This window comes from Pelotomaculum propionicicum (assembly GCF_004369225.1).
Taxonomy (GTDB): Bacteria; Bacillota; Desulfotomaculia; order Desulfotomaculales; family Pelotomaculaceae; genus Pelotomaculum_B; species Pelotomaculum_B propionicicum.
The window spans coordinates 1-10,627 of the sequence record NZ_QFFZ01000075.1; the positions used below are offsets into that span (position 1 = coordinate 1).

Annotated in this window: 13 protein-coding genes; 4 read left to right on the forward strand and 9 right to left on the reverse strand. The window is 48.2% G+C overall.

What is annotated here, in order from left to right; all coding sequences use genetic code 11:
• Nucleotides 1–150: 150 nt before the first annotated feature.
• The 5 genes from Pmgp_RS18080 to ruvC are packed head-to-tail and all read right to left on the reverse strand — an operon-like array spanning nt 151 to nt 3,076.
• Nucleotides 151–363 carry a DUF2905 domain-containing protein gene (locus tag Pmgp_RS18080; RefSeq protein WP_134215931.1) on the reverse strand — a complete coding sequence of 71 codons (213 nt, stop codon included), beginning with the start codon at nt 361–363 and terminating at the stop codon, nt 151–153.
• A 4-nt stretch (nt 364–367) separates the two neighbouring features.
• Nucleotides 368–910 carry an epoxyqueuosine reductase QueH gene (locus Pmgp_RS18085; protein WP_134215907.1) on the reverse strand — a complete coding sequence of 181 codons (543 nt, stop codon included), beginning with the start codon at nt 908–910 and terminating at the stop codon, nt 368–370.
• 20 nt (nt 911–930) lie between these two features.
• Complete coding sequence (ruvB, locus tag Pmgp_RS18090) at nt 931–1,953, reverse strand: Holliday junction branch migration DNA helicase RuvB (protein WP_134215909.1); 1,023 nt, start codon at nt 1,951–1,953, stop codon at nt 931–933.
• Between the two features lie 44 nt (nt 1,954–1,997).
• Nucleotides 1,998–2,591, reverse strand: coding sequence for a Holliday junction branch migration protein RuvA (ruvA, locus tag Pmgp_RS18095; RefSeq protein WP_192903016.1), 594 nt, complete (start codon nt 2,589–2,591; stop codon nt 1,998–2,000).
• Nucleotides 2,588–3,076, reverse strand: coding sequence for a crossover junction endodeoxyribonuclease RuvC (gene ruvC / locus Pmgp_RS18100; protein WP_134215913.1), 489 nt, complete (start codon nt 3,074–3,076; stop codon nt 2,588–2,590). The genes ruvA and ruvC overlap by 4 nt, the downstream gene beginning before the upstream one ends.
• Before the next feature lie 218 nt (nt 3,077–3,294).
• Here ruvC and Pmgp_RS18105 point away from each other — a divergent pair, with 218 nt between their 5' ends.
• Entirely contained in the window at nt 3,295–5,475 is a 2,181-nt protein-coding gene (locus Pmgp_RS18105; RefSeq protein WP_192903017.1) for a CHASE4 domain-containing protein, read from the forward strand.
• Here Pmgp_RS18105 and Pmgp_RS18110 read toward each other — a convergent pair.
• Nucleotides 5,432–6,064 carry a hypothetical protein gene (locus Pmgp_RS18110; protein ID WP_134215917.1) on the reverse strand — a complete coding sequence of 211 codons (633 nt, stop codon included), beginning with the start codon at nt 6,062–6,064 and terminating at the stop codon, nt 5,432–5,434. The two genes, Pmgp_RS18105 and Pmgp_RS18110, sit on opposite strands and share 44 nt — an antisense overlap.
• A 150-nt stretch (nt 6,065–6,214) precedes the next feature.
• Entirely contained in the window at nt 6,215–6,943 is a 729-nt protein-coding gene (locus Pmgp_RS18115; protein WP_134215919.1) for a YebC/PmpR family DNA-binding transcriptional regulator, read from the reverse strand.
• A 269-nt stretch (nt 6,944–7,212) separates the two neighbouring features.
• On the opposite strand from Pmgp_RS18115, the gene Pmgp_RS18120 reads away from it, so the two are divergent.
• Complete coding sequence (locus tag Pmgp_RS18120; protein WP_134215921.1) at nt 7,213–8,307, forward strand: LysM peptidoglycan-binding domain-containing protein; 1,095 nt, start codon at nt 7,213–7,215, stop codon at nt 8,305–8,307.
• 189 nt (nt 8,308–8,496) lie between these two features.
• Here the strand turns inward: Pmgp_RS18120 and Pmgp_RS18125 are convergent, their stop codons facing one another.
• Both Pmgp_RS18125 and Pmgp_RS18130 read right to left on the reverse strand, forming a co-directional pair.
• Nucleotides 8,497–9,150: a DUF6273 domain-containing protein gene (locus Pmgp_RS18125; protein WP_134215923.1), complete on the reverse strand. Its 654-nt coding sequence runs from the start codon at nt 9,148–9,150 to the stop codon at nt 8,497–8,499.
• Nucleotides 9,151–9,401: 251 nt separating this feature from the next.
• A complete protein-coding gene (locus Pmgp_RS18130; RefSeq protein ID WP_243119949.1) occupies nt 9,402–9,575 on the reverse strand; it encodes a hypothetical protein in 174 nt (57 codons plus the stop codon).
• A gap of 158 nt (nt 9,576–9,733) precedes the next feature.
• On the opposite strand from Pmgp_RS18130, the gene Pmgp_RS18135 reads away from it, so the two are divergent.
• Nucleotides 9,734–9,991: a type II toxin-antitoxin system HicA family toxin gene (locus Pmgp_RS18135; RefSeq protein ID WP_134215927.1), complete on the forward strand. Its 258-nt coding sequence runs from the start codon at nt 9,734–9,736 to the stop codon at nt 9,989–9,991.
• A gap of 2 nt (nt 9,992–9,993) precedes the next feature.
• Nucleotides 9,994–10,341 carry a type II toxin-antitoxin system HicB family antitoxin gene (locus Pmgp_RS18140; protein WP_134215929.1) on the forward strand — a complete coding sequence of 116 codons (348 nt, stop codon included), beginning with the start codon at nt 9,994–9,996 and terminating at the stop codon, nt 10,339–10,341.
• Nucleotides 10,342–10,627 lie beyond the last annotated feature (286 nt).

Here is a 10,627-nt window from a genome sequence, read left to right on the forward strand (position 1 = left end):
ACTCATCATTTTAACAGATTAACAGAAGGGTGTTGCTCTTTGCTTAAGCATTGAATCCCACCCGCATAGCGGGCGGTTTTTTGTTCTCCTGGCTAAAACCATGCCAGGAGAACTTACTAAAGTATAAAATAAAAACCGGCGCCTGGGCGGCTACCGGCGAAAAAAACTCATGATGATGGTCAGCAATATACTTAAAATTATACAGGTGGCCAGGGGGAAGTAGAAACTAAAATTGCCCTTCTGGAAAAAGATATCTCCCGGCAGGCGGCCCAGTCCGAACAGTTTGCCGCCCAAAACCATTATTCCGCCCAATAGGACGAGGACACCACCGATAAGCAAAAATAATTTCCCTATAGTGTCCATAAGCTCACTCCTTTTTGCCCGGACGCAGGTACCGTTCCTTTTCACTGTAGATACACCCGCAGTACTGCTGGCGGTACATGCCCATTTTCTTTGAGAGCACGGTGGCCTCTTTATAACCCGGCCTGAAATCCTCATAATGAAAAGGAACACCATATTTATCTGCAGAGGCCTGGCCTATTTCCCGGATTAATTCATGCTTCTGGTAAGGGCTGACCAAAAGAGTGGTGCTGAACCGGTCGAACCCGCCTCTTTTAGCCACCCGGGCGGTCTGGTCCAAGCGCGTGGCGTAGCAGATCAGGCAGCGGCGTGATTCCCTGTGCGCCACGCTCTGCAGGAACTCTTCCAGGCGGTAGTCCTCGTCAAAGATCATCTTCAGGTCGATTTCACCCGCGTATTTTTCCAAGGTCTCCCGCCGCCGCGCAAACTCGGTATAGGGGTGAATGTTGGGGTTGAAAAAATAGCCATAAACATCCATCCCTTTCTCTCTTAAAAAATCCACCGGATAAATCGAACACGGGCCGCAGCAGGTATGCAGCAAGATTTTCATATATGTCTCTCCTTGCTTCCTTACCACAGATTGACTTGTTTTGGGGTGGGCTTGCTCTCCAAACCGAGGTGTTTGTAAGCTAACTGGGTGGCAACCCGGCCCCGGGGCGTCCGCGCCAGCATGCCGAGCTGGATCAGGTAGGGCTCGTAAACATCCTCCAGCGTGTCGGCCTCTTCACTGGTGGCCGCGGCCAGGGTATCCAGACCTACGGGGCCACCTTCAAATTTCTTGATAATGGTTAAAAGAAGGTTCCTGTCGGAGTTGTCGAGACCCAGAGGGTCAACTTCAAAAAACCGGAGGGCCTCGGCGGCTACCTCCAGTGTGATAACACCACCGGCCCTTACCTGGGCATAATCCCTCACCCTTTTCAGCAGCCGGTTGGCTACCCTGGGGGTGCCTCTGGAGCGGCCGGCTATTTCCAGTGACCCCTCCCTGGTTATCTCCACTCCCAAAATGCCCGCTGTCCTGGTGATTACCTGCACCAGCTCTTCAGGCCGGTAATACTCCAGCCTGCTGATGACACCAAAGCGATCCCGCAGGGGCGAAGTAAGCAGCCCGGCGCGGGTAGTCGCCCCCACCAGTGTGAAGCGGGGCAGGTCAAGCCTCAGCGAACGGGCGCCGGGGCCCTTGCCGATGACAATATCAAGAGCGTAGTCCTCCATGGCTGGATAAAGGACCTCTTCAACGGTCCTGCTCAAGCGGTGGACCTCGTCAATAAACAAGACATCCCCCCTGGCCAGGTTGGTTAGTATCGCCGCGAGATCGCCGGGGCGCTCAATGGCCGGGCCGGAGGTAGTCCTGATGCTGACGCCCATTTCGCAGGCGATAATGTTGGCCAGGGTGGTTTTACCCAGACCGGGCGGCCCGAACAGCAGGACATGGTCAAGCACCTCGCCCCGCTCGCGTGCGGCCTGAATGAAAATAGATATAGTCTCCTTGACCTTTTCCTGCCCTATGTACTCCTCCAGCCGGCGGGGGCGGAGGCTAAAATCGGTCTCTAAATCTTCCGCGCGGGCAGAGGCCGAGATAAGGCGGTCATCCATTATTATGCACCTCAAAAGCTTTTAACTTTCAATATGTTTTTTAATTACTTTTTCATCAGTAAGCGCAGGGCGCTTCTAACCAGCTCTTCGACCGTCTGATTTTCATTTGCGCCAGCCAGGGCTTCCCTGACCGTCCTGCGGGCTTCCGCAGCCGAATATCCCAGCGCTTCCAACGCCCCGGCGGCGTCCATCTCCCGCCCGGCGGAGAAACCACCGGCCTCAGGTATGCCTGCTATATCCGACACCTTGTCTTTTAATTCAAGGATAATCCTTCCTGCCGTCTTTTTGCCTATACCGGGCACTTTGGTCAACGATACCAGGTCCTCACCCGCGATGACCCGGCTGAGGTCAGCGGGGTTGAAGATGGACAGTATGGCCAGCGCCCCTTTAGGGCCGACACCCGCGACATTAAGCAGCTTGATGAAAAAATCCAGTTCGCTGATGTTCTGAAAACCATATAGGTAAAAACCATCTTCCCTGACCACAAAATGAGTGTGCAGCATCAGTTCGCTGCCGGGCGCCGGCAGTTTATACTGCAGTGATAAAGGCACCTGAACTTTATAACCTAGGCCGCCTGCCTCCAGAACAACAAATCCAGCCTGAGCGGCAGCCAATCTTCCTTTTATATAAGCGATCATTTCAGCTTCCTCACCCATGAGTTTAAATGCCCGTGACAGATAGCCACGGCAAGAGCATCGGCCACATCGTCCGGCGCGGGCACGGCAGGCAGGGCTAAAATCGTCTTAACCATGAACTGCACCTGTGTTTTTTCAGCCCGGCCGAACCCCGCCACTGATTGTTTCACCTGCAGGGGTGTATATTCAAACACCGGCAGACCGGAACTAGCCGCCGCCAGCATGGCAACACCCCTGGCGTGGCCGACAGCAAGCGCGGTCTTTGCATTCTTATTAAAAAACAGCTCTTCCACGGCAAATTGCTCCGGATTATGCCGGCTGATTATATCAACAAGTTCCCTGTAAAGAAAGTGGAGCCGCCCGGACAACGGCGTGTCGGGGGAAGTACGGATACAGCCGCAATCAACCAGTGTAAACCGGCTTCCGTTATATTTGACCAGGCCGAACCCGGTTATGGCTGTCCCGGGGTCCACACCCATTATAAGCAAAAGCTGCCACCCCCTTCAACTGGGATTAATTCTACGAAAACAAGAGGGGATCCTTTATTTTTAAGCTCCTGCTTTTATACTGCCACAAACTCCTGCGGTAAAAAATATTTTATTTACATATAAACATAATTTTCGACATATTATTCGAAGGAATTTTGTCGGGATTTGTAAAATATGGCGTTATAATTGTAAAAATGAAGATAAACAGGAGAAAAAATATGTCTCTCAGAAAGAAGACTTTATTCATGACAGGGGGGTTAATACTATTACTGGTTTTATGTCTATCTGTAATATCCAGTATTATTTTAACCAACAATTTTAGGGAAGCGGAGGAACGGGTAGCCCGCAGGAACGCTGAAAGAATGCTAAATATCATTAATGATGATATCTCTGTTTTATACGGGATAGCTAACAACTGGGCTGCCTGGGACGACACCTATGATTTTGTTTTAGACGGCAACGATACTTATGCTAAGTCCAATCTTACCGATGAAAACTTTACTGAATTAAAACTAAACCTGATCATCATTACAGATAACTCCGGGCAAGTGATCTTTGGCAAAGGTTATGACCTGCGAAGCAATACTGGGACACCTGTCCCGGACAGCCTGCGGGGACATCTTACTGCCGGTGACCTGTTGCTGGGAAATACAACGCCTGACGGCAGTGTCAAGGGATTCTTTGTTGCAGCTGAAGGTCCCCTGCTGATAGCGGCGTACCCAATAGTGAAAACTGATTACAGCGGTCCCTCCAGAGGCATGTTAATCATGGGACGCTTTTTAAATTCTAAAGAAATTGAGCATCTTTCCAGCAAACTTAATTTGGCAATTGAAATCCGGACACTGGACAACAAACAGCTACCGACGGATTTTCAGGCAGCGGTTTCCTCCCTCTCAAAAGAAAAATACTATGTACATACACTAAATGCCGGGGCTATGGCATCGTACACCATAATAAATGATATATACGGGCAGCCGGGTGTTGTTGCCAGGGTGGAAACACCCAGGGATTTTTCAATTCTTGTCCGGTCCGGCATAATATATTTCGCATTTTCCTTCCTGCTGGTAGGCTTGATATTTTGCGCAATAAACCTCCTGCTGCTTGAAAAAACAGTCCTGTCACGCCTGATCAATTTGATCAGCGCTATTAAAAAAGTAGGGATTGCCAATGATTTTTCACTGCGTGTGCCGGTCAGCGGGAAAGATGAACTGGCCAATCTTGCCGTGGAGATTAATGAGACATTGTCTTCACTGGAACGGTATCACCTGATGCTGCAGCTGACTGAAGAAAAAAATAGAAATGACCTGGAAAAACTGGTAAATGACCGCACTAAAGAACTCCAGTCCGCCAATATACAGCTTCAGGCAGAAAGAAAAAGATTTTATTACCTGCTGGAAAACCTGCCGGCCTTCGTCTGTCTGATCGCGCCGGACCATTCCATCGTATTTGCCAACCGTTACTTCCGTGAACGCTTTGGTGACCCGGAGGGGAAAAATTGCTACCAGCTCTTTTACCACCGTGAAGCACCCTGTAAAAATTGCCTGCCGTTTAAAGCCATAGAGAAAAATAAGCCAGGCGAGTGGGAATGGTCCAGCATTGACGGCAAGACTTACCAGATATACTATTACCCCTTCTACGACGTGGACGGTTCTCTGCTGGCCCTTGAACTGGGTATCGATATTACTCTGAGCAAGCAGTTGGAGAAAGAGTTAGCACGTTTGGACAAACTGAACCTGGTGGGTGAAATGGCAGCTGGTATCGGCCATGAAATCAGGAACCCTATGACCACGGTGCGCGGTTTTCTGCAGCTGCTTGGTGAGAAGCAGGAATGTGTCAAATACCAGGAGCACTTTGCACTTATGATCGAAGAACTGGACAGGGCTAATGCTATTATTACCGAATTCCTGACCCTGGCCAGAGACAAGTCGGTCGCTTTGAAACCGCAAAATCTTAATAAGGTGATAAATGCGATCTACCCTTTAATCAGCGCTGATGCCACAGTTGGTGAAAAAAACGTTACCGTTGAACAGCACAGCATTCCGGATATACTTATTGATGAAAAAGAAATCCGCCAGTTGATTTTAAACCTTGTCCGCAACGGGCTGGAAGCGATGAGCGCCGGCGGCAATCTTACCATCGGGACTTTGGCCGACGGTGATGAAGTAATACTGACCGTGGCTGATCAGGGCAAGGGAATCAAGCCTGAATTCCTCAAAAAGATCGGCACTCCTTTTTTCACCACCAAAGATAACGGAACGGGTTTGGGGCTGGCCATCTGCTACAGTATCGCGGCCCGGCACAACGCTGCTATTGATGTGAAGACCGGGCCGTCCGGAACGACCTTCTATGTCAGGTTTAAGGTAAACTTTGTTCATCAAGATTATCCAGAGCCGCATTAAGGGCATCGTCAGTGCTGAACTCCAACTCCCTGCGCAGCATTTCTGTTGCTGAGTGTGATTGCTTATTAATGTCCATCACCTGTTCCAGCATAATCCTGTATGCCGGGCTCAATGCTTCTACCGGGATGTTCTCCACTCTTAAAACTTTTCCGTTAAAACCCACAGGCCCTTCATAAACAGCCACCAGCCCTTGATACAGGCCGATGTGCCGGAACTGCCGGTGCAGCGGGCAAAACTCAGCTGACTTCATGGTCAGGGTTAAGAACCCGGGATTGGCAAAATTGACAACCCATCCCTCCGAAGCAGGGAATTTTTCGGCCAGTGCCTTCCTGTCCAGGCCCAGCAATTCCGCGGGAACTTTTTCTTCCGATAATTTCTCCAAATCACCGCACAGGTACTCTTTATCTTTGATCAGCACCGTTTCCTCACCCACTCTGGGGTTAAAAAAATTGGGCGCCGCGTGGTAAACATCGGCTGGCTTGCTTTGCGGCATAATTATTTGCCTGCTCCCCCAGATATAACCCGCGGCAACAGAGATGGCAAAAACCAGTACTGCCAAACAGAATATAATCCTGGTTTGTCTGGCCACAGCATAAACCCCCGCATACCTTTGTTAACAGTATTATTTCCAGATATTAGCTCCCTCATTCAATAAAAAAACCACCCGGCAAAGGGTGGTCCTGGGGACATAAATCGTCCTCAGAGGCATGCTCCAAATAGAGATGTGTCCCCATTCCTCCTATTCTTCTATTTCAAAATTAGCGTAGACGTTTTGCACGTCGTCGTGTTCTTCCAGCGCGTCAATCAGGCGCATCATCTGCTCGGCCTTCTCCCCCTCAAGTTTAACCGTGGTCTGCGGGATCATGGTTACTTCCGCCGTGGCTGCTTTTACACCTGCTCCTTCAACGGCTGCCTTTACTGTCGGCAGGTCGGCAGGTTCACAGGTTATTTCAAAGCAGTCTTCATCAGCGTTAAAATCTTCGGCGCCCGCGTCAATAGCCGCGAGCATCAGATCATCCTCATTTGTTTCGCCGCTTTTATCTACTACGATCATACCCTTTTCTTTAAACATCCAGGCCACACAGCCGGTTTCACCCAGACTTCCGCCGTTCCTGGAAAAAAGATACCTTATTTCACCGGCGGTACGGTTCCGGTTGTCGGTCATTATGTCAAGCATCACCGCAACACCGCCCGGCCCGTATCCCTCATATGAAATCTCCTCATAATTCGCAGCGCCGGTTTCACCTGTCCCTTTTTGGATGGCCCGGTTTATATTATCGTTGGGGATGTTGGCTTCTTTAGCTCTCATCACCGCTGTTTTCAAACGCGCGTTGTTATCCGGGTCACCGCCGCCCTTGCGCGCGGCCATGATAATCTCCTTGGCTAAACGAGTAAAAATCTTACCTCGCTGGGCATCGACTTTTGCCTTTTTGCGCTTGATCGTCGACCATTTCGAGTGACCAGACATATTATCCTCCTCCTGCCAGCATATCCTCTGCAATACTCCATAGGCTTATCAATTATCTTATCATATAGCTGATTTTGTCGCAAACATATGGTTATCTGTAATAGCCATTACTTATATATACTGGCTTTTTAAGCTAATTTTTTTGGTATTCCCAGGAGGAAAATGCAGTATTGTGTAGAACAGTATGAATAGTGATTTTACCTGACCAAACTCAAACTCGAACGAAAACTAGGTAAAAAAATAAATCACTTGTTTTAAAGGAGGCGAAAATGAGAGTAAAAAGGAATTTAACCGTTGCCTTACTATTAGGTTTGCTGTTTGTTACCGCTCTGGTCGTGCTGCCCCTGACCTGCCCCTCTTTTGCTGACTATTCATACACTGTCATTGACGGAGACTGCCTCTCCATAATCGCAGAAAAACTTGGCATCAGCGTAGATGCGCTTAAATCTGCAAACAACCTGGATTCTGACGATCTGCAGATCGGGCAGCAGCTGGTTATACCCGGCGGAGCTTCGTATGGCTATACAAACACTGGTTCGTCTTATTCTGATGACTCATACAGCTACAATGTTGTTGAAGGAGACTGCCTCTCGGTGGTTGCTGAAAAACTTGGCACCAGTGTGGACTCAATCAGATCAGCAAACAACCTGGACTCTGACGACCTGCAGATTGGACAGCAGCTGGTCATACCCGGCAGTGAGTCATATTACAGCTATGCTGACACCGGCTCATCCTCCGCTGATTCCACTGATGATTCAGAGTACAGCTACACAGTGGCTGAGGGAGACTGCCTTTCCGTGATTGCCGAAAAGTTCGGCACAACTTCGGACTCAATCAGATCAGCAAACAATCTGGTTACAGATGACCTGCAGATCGGGCAGACGCTGATTGTGGCAGGTAATTTTTCACCTGAGCAGCCTGTCAACAGGGGAAATACTGAAAGGACGGCAACAAAAGGAAGCGGCTATGGCAAGCTGGTTGACTGGTCACAAATCAACAGCATGTTTCCTATTGGCAGCAACGCAACCCTGCAGGACTTTGAAACCGGACGCTCCTTTAAAATACACCACCTGTTTGGAGAAAACCACGCCGACTGTGAGCCGCTGACAGCATATGACACCAGCGTCATGAAGCAATGCTTCGGGGGCGATTGGAGCTGGGAGCGCAGAGCCGCCATTCTTTGGCTGGACGGGGAGCCAATCGCCTGCTCCATGGCAGGCATGCCGCACGGTACCAGCCAGGATATTTACGGCAACGACTTTGACGGGATGTTCGACCTGCATTTCCTGAACAGCCGCACACACGGCACCAACAGTGTCGACCCGGAGCATCAGGCCATGGTCCGCAGGGCGGCCGGATTGTAGACAAGGTTATTAACCCCTTCCATTTTGAGAATTGTGGAAGGGGTTTTTGTTTTTTAAAAAAACCTTACGGAAGAAACCGTAAGGTTTGAAATTTGTTGAACTTCATTTTAAATCTGGTCTTATTTCTCAAGACCCAATTTATCCAGCAGCACATACAGCTTTTTGGTCCTGTTGTCCATAACCGTGACACTATTCGTATGTTCCTCCGATCACGGTACCTCCGTTGCCACCGGATACCAAGATGCCAGGATTCAGATACAAAGCGGGATGGACGATACCAGCCGTTCTGCAAGAGGCAGAGATTAGTCCGGAACCGTCAGGCAACACCGACCAGGTCAAACCAGCACCGCCGGAACTATTGGTGCGCGTCCACCAACAATCATTCCGATAATAATTAATAGTGCTTTTATATGTGTTAAATTCGCTGTAGCTGATCAAGCCAATCCCGCAATCGACGCTGCTTGACGACTCGTTTGTTTCATTGCCGGTGGGCCAGCTATGGGATTGGATCAAGGGGCGGTCCGTTGAGGGCAAACTGTTGTAAAAAGTATTATTGAGATAGTATCCAATGTTTGCACTACTGGAAGGATTAAATGTGCCGCTACCGTTCGAATCAAACACCTGCTCGCTGCCATAAGAATCCCGCATAAACAGGTACCCGGTAGCGGGGTTCAGGACTATCCACCTGTAACCGGCAAACCACACAGTATTACCCGTACTAAGGCTGGATAACGGTACGGGCGTTGTACTTGCCGATGCCGTCCCGGAGACGCCCGGGATACCGGCTACAATCAACATAAGGGAAAACACCAAACACACTAACCGCTTTAATTTACTTTTCATTTACTATCCCTCCTCCGTCAAGAGTTCCTGAGTCAAGCCCCACCTCATCCCGAAATGCCGCACGGACCATCCAGCCAGCGCAAAAAATTCGGCTGATGCAATTACCTCCAATTGGTTAAGACGTACGCCTTAGAAGATACCATGCATTTCGCTTATCCCCGTTATGGCCTTTACATATATGGCGGCAAACGCACTAATCTTCACCCCTTCGACTCGTTAGTCATTTGACCACTGGCAATTCTTATACACTTTTAATCCCGCAGCATAAACAGAATATTGTCCAGGGTAAGCCTGACAGGAAAAACATTGGGCTTTTCTTTTCCTGCCTGCTCCCAATATATTGATTTTTCCTCAAACCTTACTTCCTTGAAATGCTTGAGGTCATTCAGGCTAAAGAAAGGTATGGTTGTTTTCAGCTTTTTCATATCAAAAATAATTTTGTTTCCATGCTCAAGTTCTATTAAAAGAGTGTAATCGTCAAGCGATAAAAAAGCAACTAATAGTTAGTTGCACTTTCAAGGTTTTTTAGTATAATGAAAATATACTAACGGTAATTGCAAAGTATAAAGAAAGAGTAAAAATTATGAGCAAACGGGATAAGTTGCTGGAAAGACTGTTAGATAAACCTTCCGATTTCACGTATAGTGAAGCCAGAACTTTATTGGGTCAGTTAGGTTACAAGGAAGATACCCGGGGACGTACATCCGGTGCTAGGGTAGCGTTTGTACACGAGCAAACAAAGCATGTGATAAGACTGCACAAACCGCACCCTGGCAATATTCTAAAGATGTATCAATTAGACGAGCTGACGGAAGCATTGAAGAATCAGGGGGTAATTTGACCATGAAGGACGTCATGTTTTACAAAGATTTTATTGGTTCAATCCATTACAGCACAGAGGATGAAATATTCTTTGGGAAAATAGAAGGCATTGATGATTTGGTTAGTTTTGAAGGCAGTAGTGTTGAAGAGTTGAAGGCTTCCTTCCATGAAGCCGTTGAAGATTATCTTGAATTGTGCAAGCTAAACCAGAAAGAGCCACAAAAGGCGTACAAAGGAAACTTTAATATCAGAATTTCACCGGAATTGCACAAGCAAGCTGTAAGAGAGGCTACAGTAAAAGGGATTTCCTTAAATCAATTTGTTGAAAGCGCAATTAAGGAAAAGGTATCAGCTTCAAAAAATAACTAAACATCGGCAGCTACCCGTTTTAGCGCATATGACCCAAAGGGTTGCAGCATAGGTAACGCAGCAGGGAAAACAGCATTGTGCGGGAGTGTAAATAATTCCGTGTAAATGGAAATTTCATCTTTAATTTGGTTAAGCTATAAATGGCTCTTTTCCGCCAGGAGGATAGGGCATATTCCGTTTTTTGATGTATTCCGATTATTTATCAAACCATGCTGGGAACGCAAGACAACTCATTACGCCCCCAGCGATTTATCGGGATATTGTTTTAGCCCAATCCAAGTAGACG

Excerpts from the sequence above, each read along its gene's own strand:
- ruvB (WP_134215909.1), bottom strand. The coding sequence starts at position 1,953 with ATGGATGACCGCCTTATCTCGGCCTCTGCCCGCGCGGAAGATTTAGAG.
- Pmgp_RS18125 (WP_134215923.1), bottom strand. The coding sequence starts at position 9,150 with ATGAAAAGTAAATTAAAGCGGTTAGTGTGTTTGGTGTTTTCCCTTATG.
- Pmgp_RS18105 (WP_192903017.1), top strand. The coding sequence starts at position 3,295 with ATGTCTCTCAGAAAGAAGACTTTATTCATGACAGGGGGGTTAATACTA.
- Pmgp_RS18140 (WP_134215929.1), top strand. The coding sequence starts at position 9,994 with ATGAAGGACGTCATGTTTTACAAAGATTTTATTGGTTCAATCCATTAC.
- Pmgp_RS18120 (WP_134215921.1), top strand. The coding sequence starts at position 7,213 with ATGAGAGTAAAAAGGAATTTAACCGTTGCCTTACTATTAGGTTTGCTG.
- ruvA (WP_192903016.1), bottom strand. The coding sequence starts at position 2,591 with ATGATCGCTTATATAAAAGGAAGATTGGCTGCCGCTCAGGCTGGATTT.
- Pmgp_RS18115 (WP_134215919.1), bottom strand. The coding sequence starts at position 6,943 with ATGTCTGGTCACTCGAAATGGTCGACGATCAAGCGCAAAAAGGCAAAA.
- Pmgp_RS18135 (WP_134215927.1), top strand. The coding sequence starts at position 9,734 with ATGAGCAAACGGGATAAGTTGCTGGAAAGACTGTTAGATAAACCTTCC.
- Pmgp_RS18085 (WP_134215907.1), bottom strand. The coding sequence starts at position 910 with ATGAAAATCTTGCTGCATACCTGCTGCGGCCCGTGTTCGATTTATCCG.
- Pmgp_RS18080 (WP_134215931.1), bottom strand. The coding sequence starts at position 363 with ATGGACACTATAGGGAAATTATTTTTGCTTATCGGTGGTGTCCTCGTC.
- Pmgp_RS18130 (WP_243119949.1), bottom strand. The coding sequence starts at position 9,575 with ATGAAAAAGCTGAAAACAACCATACCTTTCTTTAGCCTGAATGACCTC.